A 16386-nucleotide genomic window follows, 5' to 3' on the forward strand; every position below is an offset into this window, starting at 1 on the left:
ATCGAGCCGCGGAGCCAGGCACTTCCCGACGAAGTGCGAGAACGAGTCGATGGGTATCTTCGCCCCGGCCGCGCAGTCGCGTTCATCGACCGGCTGCCGCTGCCCAAGCTCGTCGACGACTACTGCGAGAAGTTCGTCGCGCTCGACCGAGGCGGCCAGCCGGCCGCGTTCATCGCCGTGTCGCCTGCCAGCCACCCGGAGTCGGTCCGCGAGGCCGCCGATGCGGGCCGGGTCATTCGAGAGCGGCTGGGCGACGCGCTGGGCACCGCGGTGCTGGTGCCGTGGTTCGTCGGCGAGCTGCAGGGGCGCAGCTACTCGATCACGCCGTATTGCCAGCCGATCAGCGGCGGGCGGCTGTCGGGACGCTGGCAGCGCCTGCGCCTGACGCGACCCATCCTGCGCTGGCTCGAGGACGTCGCGCGAGTCTCGATGCGCGATGTCGCCGACATCGATGCCGAGGTCCGGCAGCCGCTCGCCGCGCTCGCCGATCATGGGCGCAGCGACGACAAGGTGCGGCGGGCGGCGAGGCTCGCGCTGGACGAACTGGATCGCGACGCCTGGCAGCCGCGCAGCGTCGTGGCACACAACGACCTGTGGTGGGGCAACTTCGTCCGCCGTCCGGGCGGCGACCAGGGCATGGTGCCGTTCTACGTCATCGACTGGGCAGGCGGCTCGGTGGCAGGCGCGCCGATCTACGACCTGGTGCGCGTCGCCGATTCGTTGCACCTCCGAACCGCCCACTTCCGGCGCGCCCTGCGTGAGCATTGCGCGATCCTGGGCTGCCGGCCGGAGCAGAGCCTGCACTACCTGTGCGTGACGTTCGGCAGGCTGCTGCGCAACCTGGGCGAATGGCCCGAAGAACAATTCGTCGGCACCGCCCGCTCCTGCATGCGGTACGTCGAGGAGGCGCTCGGGTCGCCCGCGTCCTCGTCGATCCTCGAGATGAGATAGCGCATGCGCGCGCGCTCGACGCACAGCGCCTCCAGCTCGCGCGCGCCGGCCTGCTGCACGGTGCGATCCGCGTCGACCGGCAGCGATTCGATCCGGCGCCGCGCGACCTCGATGCGCGACAGGCGCGCGACAAGCCTGCGGCGTTGCAGCTTGCTCAACCAGCGAGTGAGCGTATTGCGCAAGCGCATGGTGCAGGTCCAGGTCGTTGGGGGCTGGTGCAGTTTTACGCGCGCTCGGTGACCGTTTGAAGACAGCGCAAGAATCGGCGCTCGGAATGCTCCGCTTGGCGGGCACGCGATCTGCTGGTGCGCCCTTTCGCCCAATACCGATTGAGATCCGACCCTGGTCGGCAGGAGAGAAGATGAGTTATCGACTGGCCCTTCTGAGCGAGATTGCGCTCGTCGAGCGTGAAGGGCGGCTCTGGACACTCGACCTGTGGGTGAAGGATCTGCAGGCCCAGGCCGACGTGGTGCGCGCCGTGACGCTGTTCTCACCCGTGCTCGCCGAGGCGCCGGCCGGCTGGGCACTGCTTCCAGTGCCCGAGGGCATCAGGACGGTGCGCCTGCCGGCCACGCCGGCCACGATCGTCGCCGCAGTGCAGGCCTGCGACGTCGTGCAGGTCCCCGGCAATTCCGCCTGGGAGGATGCGGGACGCTCGCGCGCGTTCTCGCGCATCGCCCGGCGCGCCGGAAAGCCCGTCGTCCTGGGCATCTCGAGCGATCGCGCCACGACGAACCTGGTCAACGCACGCGGCAAGGGCATCCTGCGCCGGATGCGCGCACGCCTGCGCTCCTTCAGCATCAAGCTCAGCCAGCGCTACCTGGCGCGGCGCAGCAACGGCACCTTCATCGTCGGCGAGGGGCTGCGTCGCCTGGTCGACTCGGCGAGCGCCAACATCTTCGTCGGCACCGCCAGCTGGATTCGCGCCAGCGACATCGTCCCGCGCAGCGTCGAGCGCGAGCAGGCGGCGCCGATCCGGCTTTGCGCCGCCGCGCGCCTCGAGCGCATGAAGGGCATCCACCTGGCCCTGGAGGCGCTGGCCGCACAGCGCGACGCCGCGCCCAGACGCCTGCTGATCGCCGGACAGGGCCCCGAAGAAGCGGCGCTGCGCGCCCAGGTCGCGTCGCTCGGCCTGCGCGACACGGTCGAATTCGTGGGCACCTTCGCCTATCCCGGCCCGTTCCTCGAGTTCCTGCGCAGCCAGGACATCGTGGTGCTGACCAACCTCAACGACGAGCAGCCCCGGCTCGTCTTCGACGCCCTGAGCCAGGGCTGCCTCATCGTGTGCCCCGACTCGCTGCCCTATCGCGCGCTGGGGATCCCCGAACGCCTGCTTTACAAGCGCGGCGACGCCCGGGCTCTCGCCGACGCCCTGACCCATGCCGCCGCGTCGCTTCGCGACACCGCGTTGCGCGACGAGCTCGGTGCCATGGCCCGCGACGCGACGATCGAGTCGATGCACGAAAGGCGGCGGGACTGGGTGGTCAGGACGATGCTTCCCGCGGCCGCCTAGCGCCGGTTCCTGAACGATCTCAGCGCGGCCACCAGCGAGCGGATCCCCCAGGCGCGATCGAACCAGCGCAGCGCGTGGATGTCGGTACGCGACGCTCGCTGATACCCCAGCGGCGGCTGGCAGGCCATCGTGCGGCGCGCCGGATGGGCCGCCCGGTACCAGCTGTATGCACCGTCGACGTGCATCGTACCGCCCTGCGCGTCGCCGGCGCGGCGGCCGAGCATCGCCTCCAGATACGCGATCAATTCGGGCATCACCGCCGCCTTGATGGCCACCATGTGAAGGCCCAGCACCGCGGAGTCAGGCGGCACCTCGACGAGCCCCTGCCCGGGCGCCAGCGGCGGCGTGACCTTGAGCAGGCCCAGGTAGGCGATGTCCCAGGATGACGCGCGCAACGCCGGCGCACGCGCGGCGAGTGCGGCCTGGAAGTCGTCGACGAAGTTGAGGTCGTCCTCGAGAACCAGGATGCTCGCGTGCCCTGCCGCGAGCGCGGCCTTCAGCACCCCGAGGTGGCTCAGGAAGCAACCGCGCGTGCCGATCGTCGGGAACTCGCCCGCGTCCTTCGGTCGGACCGCCTCGAAGAACACGCGCTGTGGCGATGCCTGCGTGATGCCCGCGCGCCGGAACTGGGCGAGCATCTCGGCCTTGCGGTCGGTGCGCGCGGGCAGGTTGATGATGTAGATGGCGTCGAACAGGTCCACGCCTGCATCCGCCTCAGTAGGCGCTTCGATCGAGGAAGACCAGCTTGACCGTCTTCGCGATGATCAACAGGTCCAGCCCGAGCGTCCAGTTGCGCAGGTACTCGAGGTCGAACTCGATGCGCGCGGCCATCTTGTCGAGCGTGTCGGTCTCGCCGCGCAGGCCGTTGACCTGCGCCCAGCCGGTGATGCCCGGCTTGACCTTGTGGCGCGCCATGTAGGCCTTCACCAGCTTGCGGTATTGCTCGTTGTGCGCCACCGCGTGCGGGCGCGGGCCGACGATGCTCATGCGACCCTGCAGCACGTTGACGAACTGCGGCAGCTCGTCGAGCGAGGTCTTGCGGATGAAGGCGCCGAACGGCGTGATGCGCGGATCGTCGCGCGTGGCCTGCTTGACCACCGGCCCGTTGTCGGTGGCGCGCATCGAGCGGAACTTGTAGACCTCGATGATCTCGCCATCGAGCCCGGTGCGGCGCTGGCGGAAGATCACCGGGCCCGGCGAGCTCATCTTCACGCCCAGCGCCAGCACGACCAGCACCGGCGAGATCAGCAGCAGGATCAGCGTCGACAGCACGATGTCGCTCGAGCGCTTGACGAAGCCGTTGATGCCGGTGAACGGCGCCACCATCAGGCCGACGACCGGCACGCCGCCCATGTCCTCGAGCCGGCCCTGGATGACGCTGACGCCGAAGATGTCGGGCACGAAGTGGATCGACGCGGTGGTGTTCTGCAGCGACTCGAGCAGCGACTGGATGCGCGGCTGCGACGTCAGCGGCAGCGTGATGAAGACGTCCTTGACGCCATGGGTCTCGATGAACTCGGGCAGCTGCCTGAGCGCGCCGACCAGCGTGGCGTCCTCGGGCAGGTTGACGCGGTCGGCGGAGCGGTCGTCGAAGAAGCCCAGCAGGTCGTGGCCGAAGGACTTGCGCTGGTGCAGCATCTGCGCGACGCGCATGCCCATGCGGCCGGCGCCGATGATCACCGCGGGGCGACGCGCGTCCGGCAGCGAGGACAGGTGGCGCTGGACCGCGGTGCCGATGGCCACCAGCCCCCATTGCACCAGCGGCGTGGCGATGCCCCAGGCGATCAGCATGTCGGTGTCGAACGACGACAGGCTGTTGGTGGCATAGCCCAGCAGCGCCAGCACGCTCAGCACCCACACCCACGACAGGATGATGTCGATGCCCACGCCCACGCCGGTGCGGCCGAAGCGGTTGACGCCCGGGAACATCAGCACCAGCAGCAGGATGGCCAGCGCCATCGCCACGCCGTCCATGCGGTAGCCGTAGATCTCGTGGAACACGCCCAGCATGCCCGCGGCCACCAGAGGCTCGAGCAGGGACGCGATCGTGCTCCCGATCGACGGCGGGGCACTGAGGAACTGCTTGCGGACGGTGCGCTCTTCGAACATGTCAGCCTGGGACGCACCCGGTCAGGGTGCCGGAGAGGGCATGCAAGGTTCGCGCCATTTCAGCTGGTACGGCCATACGTATCCTCGAAGCGGACGATGTCGTCCTCGCCGAGGTACGAGCCGGACTGCACCTCGATGATCTCGAGCGGCAGCTTGCCGGGGTTGGCGAGGCGGTGCGTCTCGCCGAGCGGGATGTAGGTGCTCTGGTTCTCGGTGAGGATCATCTTGCGATCGCCGCAGGTGACCTCCGCCGTGCCCTGCACGACGATCCAGTGCTCGGCGCGATGGTGATGCATCTGCAGGCTCAGCGTCGCGCCCGGGTTGACCATGATGCGCTTGACCTGGAAGCGCGGCCCGGCGTCCACGCTGTCGTACCAGCCCCAGGGCCGGTTCACCTTGCGGTGCAGCGTGTGCTCGGTGCGCTTCTCGCTGGTCAGGCGATTGACGATCTTCTTGACGTCCTGGCTGCGCTCGCGGTCGGCCACGAGCACGGCATCGGCGGTCTCGACGATCACGACGTTGTCGACGCCCAGCGCCGTCACGAGGCGGCCGCTGGCGTGCACCAGCGTGTTGCGGCTGTCCTCGAACATCACGTCGCCGACGCTGGAATTGCCCGCCGCATCCTTGGCCGCGACCTGCCAGACGGCGTCCCACGCGCCGAGGTCGTTCCAGCCGGCGTCCAGCGGCACCATGCGGATGTCGAACGCGCTGCCCGGGCAACGTTCCATGACGGCGTAGTCGACCGATTCCGACGGCACCGCCAGGAAGGCCTCGCGCGTCGGCCGGATGAAGCGCGCGTCGGGCGTGCGGCCGCTCCATGCGGCTTGCGTGGCGGAGAGGATGTCGGGACGGAACTGCGCCAGCGCCTTCAGCCACACCGACGCGCGCAGCACGAACATGCCCGAGTTCCAGGTGTAGCCGCCCTCGGCGAGGTAGCGCGCGGCGGTCGCCGCGTCCGGCTTCTCGACGAACTGGGCGACCTGGTGCAGGCCGTCGCCCGCGGTGCTGCGGATATAGCCGTAGGCCGTCTCGGGGCTGGCGGGCGTGATGCCCAGGATCACGATGGCGCCGTCGGCGGCGCCGCGCACGGCCTTCTGCAGCGCCGCGGTGAATGCGCCCTGATCGGTGACGGTCTGGTCGGCGGGCGACACGACCAGCACCGGGTCGGCGCCGCCCTCGGTCGCCGCCAGCGCGGCCAGCGTCAGCGCCGGCGCGGTGTTGCGGCCGACCGGCTCCAGGATCACGGCCGCCGGCTCGACGCCCTTCTCGCGCAGTTGCTCCAGCGCCAGGAAGCGGTGTTCGGCGTTGCCGACGATCAGCGGCGCCTCGACGGCGATGTCCGCGCTGCCCAGGCCGACCAGGCGCGCGACGGCCTGCTGGAACAGGCTGTCGTCGGAGCCCAGCGAGAGGAATTGCTTCGGGAAACCGGCGCGCGACAAGGGCCAGAGGCGCGTGCCGCTGCCTCCGGCCATGATGACGGGTTGGATCGAGATCGACGCTGCCATGGGACGCTTTCGGAAATGAGGATCGGGCTCGCGACACGCGCCCAAGTGTCGCGATCGACGCTTAGCAGCGAATTACGCGCGTGCGTCGCCCCAGCGCAGGACGGTGCCTTCGTCGCCCGGATACGTGGTGTTGCCGTGCCGGTCGACGCAGTAGTTCGGCGACACGATCATATCTTCGAGCATCTGGCCTTCGGACAGCCGCGTGTAGTCGAACAGGATGCTGCGGATCAGCTTGCTGCCCCCGCGCAACACGCAGCCGTTGCCCAGCCACGCCGGGCCGACGATGGTGGCGCCCGGTTCGATCTCGCTGGACGAGCCGATGTAGACCGGCCCGGTGATGTCGACCTTGTCGAAATCGATGTTCGTGTTCAGGCCCACCCAGACGCCCGGACGCACCTCGGTACCCGGCATGTCCATCTGCGCCACCTCGCCGCGCAGCACGCGCTGGCAGACTGCCCAGTAGTCGGTGACGCGACCGATGTCGATCCAGTTGAACCAGCGGCTCTGCGAGTAGAACGGCAGGCCCTTCTCGGCCAGCAGGGGGAACAGCTGGCCGCCGATGTCGAACACCTGGCCCGACGGGATCAGGTCGAGCACGGCCGGCTCGAAGATGTAGATGCCGGTGCTGGCCATGCGCGACCTGGCCTTCTCGGGCGCCGGCTTTTCCTGAAACTCGGTGATGCGGCCGTCCGGGTCGCTGACGACCACGCCGTAGTTCTTCACTTCCTCCAGCGGCACTTCCAGCGTGACGACGCTGGCCAGCGCCTTCTTGCTCGCGTGCTCGTGCAGCGCGGCGCCGATGTCGAGATCGATGATGGCGTCGCCGCACAGCACGATGGTGGTCTCGTCGAAGAAGCCGCTGTGGTCCTGGATCTTGCGCATGCCGCCGGCCGAGCCCTTGGGGTTCGGCACGATCTCGCCGTGGTCGCGCTTGCCTTCGAACGAGTAGCCGATCTCGACGCCCCAGCGGCTGCCGTTGCCGAAGTAACTTTCGATCTTCCAGTGCGAATAGGCCACGTTGATCATGATCTCCTTGACGCCGTAGCGCGCGAGATGCTCGATCAGGTACTCCAGCACCGGCTTGCCCAGGATGGGAATCATCGGCTTGGGCATGTACTTGGTCAGCGGGCGCACACGGGTGCCTTGGCCGGCTGCGAGGATCATGGCTTTCGCCATCGTGCTTCCTTTGGTCGAAATGAGAGGGGCCGGGTCAGCGGCCCGCCGGGCAAGCGGGGAACTGGGTCGGCCGGGCGATGCCCCGGGCACAACCCACGGGCGCCGCGACGCGAGTGAGGATTCTCGCAGCTGAACACTGCCGGCCTTGTAGGCCGTGGCCCCATCTTCGGGGTGTCAGCCGGACTTGTATCACGTGCGATTGGCAGCCGGATTGCACGATCCGGCACCAAGGGGTGCGCCGCGCTTGTTGCTCGACCACAACAGCAACAGCGCGATGACGACCTGTCCTGCACTGCAGACCTCGAGCCTGAGCAGCGGCGGCGCCAGTTCCCAGGCGGTCAGCCCGGCCGCCACGGCGACGGCCGCGACGACGACCTGCGCGAGCGGGCCCGGCACCGCCAAGCGGCGCGCGCTCGACACGAGCGTGCGCGACAGCACGAACACCGCGAGCACCAGCACGATCGTCGCCGCCGCCCAGGCCGCGGCGTCCCAGGGCCACGCCGACAGCGTCTCGAGCACGCCCAGGGCGCCGTAGTGCAGCGGCACGATCAGGAGGCTGGCAGGTCCGCGCAGCGATGTCCGCTGCGCCAACGCAGGCAGTGCCGCCACCGCGCGATCTGCAAGCAGCCAGGCGGCCGCGACGATGCCGACGGCGCACAGGAAATACGCGATCGACACCGAGCTCCAGCGAAATACCGGGGCCCCGCACGCCGCGAGCACGGCCCACAGCGCCAGGCAAAGCACCGCGGCGGCCCCGACGATCCAGGCCTCCTGCGACGAGCCGGCCTGACGCCAGCGTCGTCCGACCAGGAACCCCAGCAGCGGAAACGCGAGCCAGGGGCCGAGCGGATAGGAGATGTGGTGCACGGCCGCATTGCCGGTGACGAAGGCCAGGAGCGAGTCGTCGGGGATCCGGCCGTGGACCAGCGGCGCCAGGCCGAAGCGCGCAACCAGCACCAACGCCAGCAGCCCGCCGGCGACGAATTCGGGCCGCCGCGCGCGCCGCACGCCGAACAGCGTGGCCGTCGACACGGCGGCGAACCCGAAGAAGTCTAGGCCGAGCAGCGTACCTGTGCTCCAGTTCAGCAATGCATCGGCGAGCAGCAGCAGCACGATCTTGCGCAGCGCGGAGGCGGCCCGCTCGCCGCTGCCGGACGCGAGGCCTGAGCCGACGCCCGTCGCGAAGAAGAAGAGCGCGGGCGCAGCGCTGCCGACGAACACCAGCCACGCGGGCCAGCCGCCGCCGACCGCGTCGGCGCCGAGCAACTGGTAGCCGGCGTGGTTGACGATCATGAGGATCGCCGCGAGCCCCCGGAACAGATCCAGTTGGTGGCTTCGCCGGCCGGACATCGCGAGGCCAGTGGCGGGTTGCGCCAGCGCCGCAGACGTCAAGGCACGTCTCGCAACGATCCCGCCGCGGCGTCCTTGGCCGACAGCGTCGGCGCCACGCCCAGGTCCGGCCAGGCGATGCCCACGTCCGGGTCGTCCCAGCGCACGGCGCCTTCGTCCGCCGGCGAATAGAACTCGGTGGTCTTGTAGAGGAAGTCCGCGGTCTCGGTGAGCACGAGGAAGCCATGCGCGAGGCCCGGCGGGATCCACAGCTGGCGATGGTTGTCGCCGCTGAGCTCGACGCCCACCCAGCGCCCGAAGGTCGGGCTGTCGCGCCGGATGTCCACGCTCACGTCGAAGACGGCACCGGCCGTCACGCGCACGAGCTTGCCCTGCGCCTTCGCGCCCTTCTGGAAATGCAGGCCGCGCAGCACGCCGCGCGCGGAACGCGAATGGTTGTCCTGCACGAAGTCGACGTGGTGGCCGACGGCGGCGTCGAACGCGTTCTGGTTGAAGCTTTCGAGGAAGAAGCCGCGGGCGTCGCCGAACACCTTCGGCTGCAGGATCAGGACGCCGTCGATGGCGGTGGTCTCGACTTGCATGTTCAGAAGACCCGTTCGGCCAGCAGGCGCTGCAGGTACTGGCCGTAGCCGCTCTTGGCCAGCGGCGCCGCCAGCGCGGCGAGCTCGGCGTCGGAGATCCATTTCTGGCGCCAGCAGATCTCTTCCGGGCAGCAGGCCTTCAGGCCCTGGCGCTTCTCCAGCGTGTGCACGAACTGGCTCGCCTCGAGCAGCGAGTCGTGCGTGCCGGTGTCCAGCCAGGCGTCGCCGCGGCCCAGGATCTGCACGTCCAGCTTGCCGGCCTCGAGGTAGAGGCGGTTCAGGTCGGTGATCTCGAGTTCGCCGCGGGCGCTGGGCTTGAGCGACTTGGCGTGCTCGACGACGTGGGTGTCGTAGAAGTACAGGCCGGTGACCGCGTAGCGGCTCTTGGGCTTGGCGGGCTTTTCCTCCAGGCTGATCGCCTTGCCGGCCGCGTCGAATTCGACGACGCCGTAGCGCTCGGGGTCGGTCACCGGATAGGCGAAGACAGTGGCGCAGTCGAGGTTGGCGGACGCGCTCTCGAGGCGGCCGCCGAGATCGTGCCCGTAGAAGATGTTGTCGCCCAGCACCAGCGCGCTCGGCGCGTCGCCGATGAACTTCTCGCCGATGAGGAAGGCCTGCGCGAGGCCGTCGGGGCTGTCCTGCACCGCGTATTGCAGGTCGAGGCCCCAGCGCTTGCCGTCGCCCAGCAGCTGCTCGAAGCGCGGCGTGTCCTGCGGGGTGCTGATGATCAGGATCTCGCGGATCCCCGCCAGCAGCAGCACGCTCAGCGGGTAGTAGATCATCGGCTTGTCGTACACCGGGATCAGCTGCTTGCTGATCGCGAGCGTGGCCGGATGCAGGCGGGTGCCGGAGCCTCCGGCGAGGATGATGCCTTTGCGGTTCAAGAGGATTCCTTAAGCGGGAAGGATTTCGGCCAGCAGGCGCCGCACGCCGGACTCCCAGTCCGGCAGGTGCACGCCGAAGCGCTCGCGAAGCTTGCGCGTGTCGAGGCGCGAATTCAACGGCCGCGGCGCGGGTGTCGGGTACGCGCTGGTGGGGATGGGCCGCAGGGCGTCGGCGGGCAGCGTCAACGGCACGCCGCGGGCGCGCGCCGTCTCGATCACCAGGCGTGCGTAGCCGTGCCAGCTCGTCGCGCCGGCGGCCACCGCGTGATAGGTGCCGGCCAGGTCGGGCTGGGCGCGCGCGGCGCGGGCCATCAGCGCGGTGAGGTCGGCCAGCAGGTCGGCGCCGGTGGGCGCGCCGATCTGGTCGTCGATGACGTTCAGCTCGGTCCGGGCGGCCGCCAGCTTCAGCATCGTCCTGGCGAAGTTGCCGCCGCGCGCCGCGTAGACCCAGCTGGTGCGCAGGATCAGGTGCTGGCAGCCGCTGGCGCGGATCTGGTTCTCGCCATCGAGCTTGGTGCGGCCATAGACCGACAACGGGCCCGTGGGCGCGGCCTCGCCGCGCGGCTGGTCGCCCGAGCCGTCGAAGACGTAGTCGGTGCTGTAGTGGACGAGCCACGCGCCGCTGGCAGCCGCGCTGCGCGCCAGCACGCCGGGCGCATCGGCGTTGATCGCCTGCGCGAGCGCGGGCTCGGATTCCGCCTTGTCGACGGCGGTGTGCGCGGCGGCGTTGACGATCAGGTCGGGCCGGACCGCGGCGACGGTCGCGGCGAGCGCGTCCGGCCTCGAGAAATCGGCTGCGTAGTCGCGGCTCTGCGAATCGAGCGCCAGCACCTCGCCGAGCGGCTGCAGCGAGCGCTGCAGTTCCCAGCCGACCTGGCCGTCGCCACCGAACAGCAGGATCTTCATCTCAGGCCTTCGCGTATTGCGTCGAGACCCAGTCTCGGTAGGCGCCGCTCTGCACGCCCTGCACCCATTCGCTGTTCGCGAGATACCACTCGACGGTCTTGCGCAGGCCCGTCTCGAAGGTCTCCTTCGGCTGCCAGCCCAGCTCGGTGCAGAGCTTGGTGGCGTCGATCGCGTAGCGGCGGTCGTGGCCCGGGCGATCCTTGACGAAGGTGATCAGCCGATCGCGCGGACCGGCCGCGTCGGGGCGCAGTTCGTCCAGCAGCGCGCAGATCCCGCGCACGATCTCGATGTTGGTCTTCTCGTTGAGGCCGCCCACGTTGTAGGTCTCGCCGACGCGGCCCTCGGCCAGCACCGCGCGGATCGCCGCGCAGTGATCCTTCACGTAGAGCCAGTCTCGCACGTTGAGGCCGTCGCCGTACACCGGCAGCGACTTGCCCGCCAGCGCGTTGACGATCACCAGCGGGATCAGCTTCTCGGGGAAGTGCAGCGGGCCGTAGTTGTTCGAGCAGTTCGTCGTCAGCGTCGGCAGGCCGTAGGTGTGGTGCCACGCGCGCACCAGGTGGTCGCTGGCGGCCTTGCTCGCCGAGTACGGGCTGTTGGGCTCGTACGGGTGCGTCTCGGTGAACGGCGCGGCGTCGGCCGTCAGCGAACCGTAGACCTCGTCGGTGCTCACGTGCAGGAAGCGGAAGGACGCCTTGTCGTCGCCCTCCAGCGTGGCGTGGTAGCCGCGCGCCGCCTCGAGCAGGTTGAACGTGCCCTCGATGTTGGTCTTGAGGAACGCGCCCGGGCCGAGGATCGAGCGGTCGACGTGGCTCTCGGCCGCGAAGTTGACGATCGCGCGCGGACGATGGTTGCGCAGCATCGCCTCGACGAGGTTGCGGTCGCCGATGTCGCCGTGCTGGAACACGTGGCGCGGGTCACCCTTGAGCGGCTCGAGGTTGGCGAGGTTGCCCGCGTAGGTCAGCGCGTCGAGGTTGACGACGTGCTCGTCGTGGTTCTCGAGCCAGTCGAGGACGAAGTTGCTGCCGATGAAGCCGGCGCCGCCGGTGACGAGGATCATGTTCTTCCTTCTTGCCCGCCCCGATCCGAGGCGGCATTTCAGCGCCCTTCGGGGGCGCCGTAGTATCTCTTGTACCAATCGGCGAAACGGCCGATCCCCACGTTCAGCGGCGTGCGCGGCGCCACGCCCGTCCACTCGCGCAGCGCGGAGACATCCGCGTGCGTCGCGACGACGTCGCCCGGCTGCATCGGCTTGTAGACCTTGACGGCCTCGACGCCGACGGCACGCTCGATCGTGGCGATGAACTCGCCGAGCTGCACCGGATCCTGGTTGCCGATGTTGAACACGCGGTACGGCGCGCGCGAGCGGCCGGGATGCGGGTGCAGCGCGTCGAACGCCGGGTCGGGCGTGGCGGGCCGGTCGAGCACCGCGACGACCCCGTCGACGATGTCGTCGATGTAGGTGAAATCGCGCATCATCTTGCCGTCGTTGTAGACGGCGATCGGCTTGCCCGCGAGGATGTCGCGCGTGAACGAGAAGTACGCCATGTCCGGCCGCCCCCACGGGCCGTAGACCGTGAAGAAGCGCAGGCCGGTCGTCGGCGTGCCGTACAGGTGGCTGTACGTGTGGGCCATCAGCTCGTTGGACTTCTTGGTCGCGGCGTAGAGGCTGACGGGGTGGTCGACGCTGTCGGCCTCCGAGAATGGCATCTTCGCGTTGCCGCCGTAGACGCTGGAGCTGCTGGCGTAGACGAGGTGCTCGACCGGATGGTGGCGGCAGGCCTCGAGCACGTGCAGGAAGCCCGACAGGTTGGAATCGCCGTACGCGAGCGGGTTGTCGATCGAGTAGCGCACGCCGGCCTGCGCCGCGAGGTGCACGACGCGGTCGAACTTCTCGCGCGCGAACAGCGCATCCAGCGCGGCGCCGTCGACGATGTCCAGCGGCTCGAAGCGGAAGTTGTCCAGCCCGGCCAGCTCGGCCAGCCGCGCGCGCTTCAGCGACGGGTCGTAGTAGGCGTTCAGGTTGTCGATGCCCACCACGCTGTCGCCGCGCGCCGCGAGGCGCTGGACGACGTGCATGCCGATGAAGCCGGCGGCGCCGGTGATCAGGACTTTCATCGCTTGACTTGCGCGGTCAGTCGAAGTGAATCGACGCCGTGCACTGAACGTAGTTGTCGTTGTAGGACGCGGCCAGCCCCTTGATCGCCAGCGATCCGGACACATGGCTCGTCTCGCGCCCGGCGCCACAGCTCAGGTCGGTCGTGCGGGTGGGCAGGAAGTGGGCGGTCAGGAAGACGCGTGACGTGCGCGTCGAGCCGCTGGCCTCGCCCACCAGGGTCTGCTGTGGCAGGTACTTGCGGTCGATGTAGTCCGCGCTCATCTCGAGGCTGGTCTTCGCAGTGACTGCATAGGTCGTGTCGAGGTGGGCATCGTTGTTGATGGCGGTGCCGTTGACGTTGCCTGAGCTGACCACCGCGCCGCTGCCTGCGCCGTACAAGGAGTCTGCATCGGCGCTGCGCTTGAGGCTCAGGGTGAACGTCAGGTGCGACGGTGGCTTCCAGACCCAGTTCAACGAGCCGTTCATGAAATGGCGCGTGCCGCCGAACGCGTCGCTGTAGTAAGACGTGTAGCCCAGGCTAGCGTCCATGCGGGTGTTGCCGCCCACCTGCCACTGCGTGGTGGCGCTGATCACCTTGCTGTTGAAGTTGGACCTGCCCTGCGTGCTGGTGCCGTCCGGGTGCGCGATGGTGCCGTCCGGGTATTCTCCGCGCACGTAGTTGCCGGTCACGCCGAACGACAAATCGGGGCTCGTCGAATACCGGGTGCCGAGGTCGGCCGACCACTGGTGCTCGTCGCTGACGCGGAAGATGTCGTTGGAGTAGTTGCGCTTGTTGGCGTCCGTTCCGCCGAAGATCGTCCACCGCGACTGGCCGCCGAGCGTCGCGCGGGCGAAGACGTGGTTGTCGTTCCGCAGGTTCTTCACGATCGTCGTGTCGGTCGAGGCGCCCACGATCGTAAACTCCGAGCTCTCGCCGTAGAAGGACTGGTGCCGGTGCGAGTCTGCGCCCAACGCGCCGGACAGGTCGCCCACGGTGCTCCAGTCGAACTCCGCCGCGGCGTTGTAGCCGGTCGAATCGAGCGTGTGCGAGTGCTTGTAACGATCGAAGTCGACGTCGCCCGTGATCACCAGCTTGTCGCGCCCGACGGGCTCGTTGATCGCACCGCTCAGCTGCGTGGTCGATGTCCAGTCCGCAATCTGCCTGGATTCGGTATGGCCGAGGTTGCTCTGATGCTGGATCTGCTCGGAAGCTCCGAACGAGAACGGCTCCAGGTCCGCCCAGGCGCTTCCGGCGAACAGGGCGAGGCACAGGGGCGAGAGCGTCGCCAACGATTTGTTCTTCATTTGTTTCCTCCTGCCGTCCATCGACGGCGTCGCTTCACCGCGCCAGCGGCACCGGCGCATTGCCGAACGGATCCTTGTATCGACCCAGTCGATCCATCAGCATCCACCACAAGAACTTCGAGCTCCGGACGTAGCGCATCAGGTAGCGCCGCGGCTCGGTCGCGACGCGGTAGGTCCACTCGAGCCCGAGCCGCCGCAGCAGCACGGGCGCGCGCCTGACCTCGCCCGCTTCGTAGTCGATCACCGCGCCGATGCCCATCATCACCCGCACCTGCGGCAGGCGGTGACGAACGCTGGCGATCCACATCTCCTGCTTCGGCGCGCCGAGTCCGACCAGCAGCACGTTGGCGCCGCTGGCCTCGATCATCTTCAGGACGTCCTCGATCTCCGCCGGATCGTTGACGAAATTCATCGATGGGCCATGGGCGCCGACCACCATCTCGCGGCCGGCCTTGCGGTTCATGGACTCGCGCGCCGCCTGCGCCACGCCCGGGCGCGCGCCGAGCAGGAAGATGCGCACGTCCGGATTGGCCGCGTTGCGCGCGCAGAACGCCGGCACGATGTCGGAGCCGGGCAGTCTGTTCACCACGGTGCGGCCCTGGGCGCGCAGGGCCAGGCGGACGTAGTGGCTGTCGACGGTGATGATGTCGGCCGAGCGGTAGGCCTGCAGGAAGGCCGGGTTGTATTGCAGGTGGTAGAGATGGTCGGGGTTGACCGTGAACACGACCGCCCCGGTCGTGACCATGCGCTGGAGCAGGTCCTCCATCGACAGGTCGTCCGCCCAGACGTTCAGCAGGGGCTGGCGCGGCCACTGCACCGACGGGCTAGCCATGCCGCGCCGCTCCGCAGCGAGGCTCGCGGCCCACCGGTGCCGGCGCGTTTCGCTGTTGTGGAATCATCGTTGCCGGGTCTCTTTCAGTTCATTCACCGTGTGGCCCGCCGTAGCGGGGCAACCCGCGCGGGGGAGCGTCATTTTGCCATGCGCGCCAAGCGCCTCCGCCTCGCGTCAAAGCATCCGCTTCACGACGCGGCGCGCGCGCGCATAGCCGCGATAGGCGATCGGCGGCATCCAGTCGCGCAGGTATTGCTCGACGCGGAAGCTGCGCGCCTCGGCCTTGATCTCGGCTGAATCCGTGGGGCGCGCGACATACATGGTCGAGCGCTTCGGCGTCTCGCCATAGATCTGCCGCGACGCCGAGTAGTAGTAGAGCGCCATCGACTTGCGCGTCACGCCCTCGGGCACTTCCAGCGGATCGGGATGCCCGTGCCAGGTGTCCGCCTCGGTGCTGAAGACGACGCAGCGATTGAGGATGGGCGACACCTTGCGTGCGCACGCCTTCATGTCGCGCGTCCACAGCTCCAGCTGGCCCAGCCACTTGTCGTCCCAGTCGGGGTTGAGATAGATGAGCAGGTTCAGGCGGCGCTGGACGTGCAGTTGTTCGTTGATCCGGAAATCGGCGTGCACGCCCAGGCGGCCGCCGCGCGTGATCTCGTGGAATCCGCCGCCGGTGAAGTACGGGTCCGGCAGCAGGCCGTCGATGCCGGTCAGGCCCTCGAGGAACTGCAGCATCGGGCGCGAATTGAAGAACTGGAACAGTTCCCGCGAGAAACGGTTGCAGTCCTCCGGCATGATCTGGCGCTTGTGCTCGCCGCCGTAGCCGATGTTGAAGACGCCGTCGCTCTTGCGCTCGCCGGTCGGGAAATTGGCCAGTACCTGGCGGACCAGCGCTTCGGGCAGGAAATCGTCGAGCACGATGTGCGGAAACGGCGCCTCGTTCGCATAGTCGGCGCTGAACAGCTCGCCGAGCGAGCGCGCTTCGACGGGGTCCATGCTGAGGCCATCGGTCAACTCGACAGGCAAAGTTGCCGATGCAATTTCAATCGTCTCGCTCATTTCAACCTTCTCTGACTGGTGCGCGCATTGTGCCCGGGCGGGGCGTACGGATCAGTCCCACGCCACCGCAGGGCGCGTGCAAAAACCGCGCCAGCGCAGCACAAGTTGGCGCGG

The 16386-nt window shown here is 68.7% G+C and carries 15 protein-coding genes; 2 read left to right on the forward strand and 13 right to left on the reverse strand.

The window, feature by feature from the left end:
* Positions 1–33: 33 nt before the first annotated feature.
* Complete coding sequence (locus tag LPC04_RS09015; protein ID WP_275681839.1) at positions 34–951, forward strand: hypothetical protein; 918 nt, start codon at positions 34–36, stop codon at positions 949–951.
* 244 nt (positions 952–1195) lie between these two features.
* Entirely contained in the window at positions 1196–2464 is a 1269-nt protein-coding gene (locus LPC04_RS09020; RefSeq protein ID WP_275681840.1) for a glycosyltransferase, read from the forward strand.
* Here the strand turns inward: LPC04_RS09020 and LPC04_RS09025 are convergent.
* From LPC04_RS09025 to LPC04_RS09085, 13 genes are all read right to left on the reverse strand, one after another.
* The gene (locus LPC04_RS09025; RefSeq protein WP_275681841.1) at positions 2461–3165 is read right to left on the reverse strand and encodes a glycosyltransferase family 25 protein; all 705 of its coding nucleotides are present in this window, start codon (positions 3163–3165) and stop codon (positions 2461–2463) included. The two genes, LPC04_RS09020 and LPC04_RS09025, sit on opposite strands and share 4 nt — an antisense overlap.
* A gap of 13 nt (positions 3166–3178) precedes the next feature.
* Positions 3179–4573: an undecaprenyl-phosphate glucose phosphotransferase gene (locus tag LPC04_RS09030; protein ID WP_275681842.1), complete on the reverse strand. Its 1395-nt coding sequence runs from the start codon at positions 4571–4573 to the stop codon at positions 3179–3181.
* Between the two features lie 59 nt (positions 4574–4632).
* Positions 4633–6078, reverse strand: a complete 1446-nt coding sequence (locus LPC04_RS09035) for a mannose-1-phosphate guanylyltransferase/mannose-6-phosphate isomerase (protein WP_275681843.1) — start codon at positions 6076–6078, stop codon at positions 4633–4635.
* 72 nt (positions 6079–6150) lie between these two features.
* The gene (locus tag LPC04_RS09040; protein WP_275681945.1) at positions 6151–7242 is read right to left on the reverse strand and encodes a nucleotidyltransferase family protein; all 1092 of its coding nucleotides are present in this window, start codon (positions 7240–7242) and stop codon (positions 6151–6153) included.
* A 201-nt stretch (positions 7243–7443) separates the two neighbouring features.
* Positions 7444–8646, reverse strand: coding sequence for a heparan-alpha-glucosaminide N-acetyltransferase domain-containing protein (locus LPC04_RS09045; protein WP_275681844.1), 1203 nt, complete (start codon positions 8644–8646; stop codon positions 7444–7446).
* Complete coding sequence (rfbC, locus tag LPC04_RS09050; protein WP_275681845.1) at positions 8643–9185, reverse strand: dTDP-4-dehydrorhamnose 3,5-epimerase; 543 nt, start codon at positions 9183–9185, stop codon at positions 8643–8645. Before rfbC ends, LPC04_RS09045 begins: the two co-directional genes overlap by 4 nt.
* A 2-nt stretch (positions 9186–9187) precedes the next feature.
* Positions 9188–10069, reverse strand: a complete 882-nt coding sequence (rfbA, locus tag LPC04_RS09055) for a glucose-1-phosphate thymidylyltransferase RfbA (protein ID WP_275681846.1) — start codon at positions 10067–10069, stop codon at positions 9188–9190.
* 9 nt (positions 10070–10078) lie between these two features.
* Entirely contained in the window at positions 10079–10975 is an 897-nt protein-coding gene (gene rfbD, locus LPC04_RS09060) for a dTDP-4-dehydrorhamnose reductase (protein WP_275681847.1), read from the reverse strand.
* Between the two features lies 1 nt (position 10976).
* Positions 10977–12035: a dTDP-glucose 4,6-dehydratase gene (gene rfbB, locus LPC04_RS09065; protein ID WP_275681848.1), complete on the reverse strand. Its 1059-nt coding sequence runs from the start codon at positions 12033–12035 to the stop codon at positions 10977–10979.
* A gap of 38 nt (positions 12036–12073) precedes the next feature.
* The gene (locus tag LPC04_RS09070) at positions 12074–13093 is read right to left on the reverse strand and encodes an NAD-dependent epimerase (protein WP_275681849.1); all 1020 of its coding nucleotides are present in this window, start codon (positions 13091–13093) and stop codon (positions 12074–12076) included.
* Between the two features lie 16 nt (positions 13094–13109).
* Complete coding sequence (locus LPC04_RS09075) at positions 13110–14378, reverse strand: hypothetical protein (RefSeq protein ID WP_275681850.1); 1269 nt, start codon at positions 14376–14378, stop codon at positions 13110–13112.
* Between the two features lie 34 nt (positions 14379–14412).
* Complete coding sequence (locus tag LPC04_RS09080) at positions 14413–15210, reverse strand: WecB/TagA/CpsF family glycosyltransferase (RefSeq protein ID WP_275681851.1); 798 nt, start codon at positions 15208–15210, stop codon at positions 14413–14415.
* 174 nt (positions 15211–15384) lie between these two features.
* Positions 15385–16209 carry a 2OG-Fe(II) oxygenase gene (locus tag LPC04_RS09085; RefSeq protein ID WP_275681852.1) on the reverse strand — a complete coding sequence of 275 codons (825 nt, stop codon included), beginning with the start codon at positions 16207–16209 and terminating at the stop codon, positions 15385–15387.
* Positions 16210–16386: the final 177 nt, after the last annotated feature.

The organism is Scleromatobacter humisilvae, assembly GCF_023231945.1.
Lineage (GTDB): Bacteria > Pseudomonadota > Gammaproteobacteria > Burkholderiales > Burkholderiaceae_C > Scleromatobacter > Scleromatobacter humisilvae.

Coding starts and splice junctions, on each gene's coding strand:
- LPC04_RS09030 (WP_275681842.1), bottom strand. CDS start 4,573: ATGTTCGAAGAGCGCACCGTCCGCAAGCAGTTCCTCAGTGCCCCGCCG.
- LPC04_RS09035 (WP_275681843.1), bottom strand. CDS start 6,078: ATGGCAGCGTCGATCTCGATCCAACCCGTCATCATGGCCGGAGGCAGC.
- LPC04_RS09040 (WP_275681945.1), bottom strand. CDS start 7,242: ATGATCCTCGCAGCCGGCCAAGGCACCCGTGTGCGCCCGCTGACCAAG.
- rfbC (WP_275681845.1), bottom strand. CDS start 9,185: ATGCAAGTCGAGACCACCGCCATCGACGGCGTCCTGATCCTGCAGCCG.
- rfbD (WP_275681847.1), bottom strand. CDS start 10,975: ATGAAGATCCTGCTGTTCGGTGGCGACGGCCAGGTCGGCTGGGAACTG.
- rfbB (WP_275681848.1), bottom strand. CDS start 12,035: ATGATCCTCGTCACCGGCGGCGCCGGCTTCATCGGCAGCAACTTCGTC.
- LPC04_RS09070 (WP_275681849.1), bottom strand. CDS start 13,093: ATGAAAGTCCTGATCACCGGCGCCGCCGGCTTCATCGGCATGCACGTC.
- LPC04_RS09075 (WP_275681850.1), bottom strand. CDS start 14,378: ATGAAGAACAAATCGTTGGCGACGCTCTCGCCCCTGTGCCTCGCCCTG.
- LPC04_RS09080 (WP_275681851.1), bottom strand. CDS start 15,210: ATGGCTAGCCCGTCGGTGCAGTGGCCGCGCCAGCCCCTGCTGAACGTC.
- LPC04_RS09085 (WP_275681852.1), bottom strand. CDS start 16,209: ATGGACCCCGTCGAAGCGCGCTCGCTCGGCGAGCTGTTCAGCGCCGAC.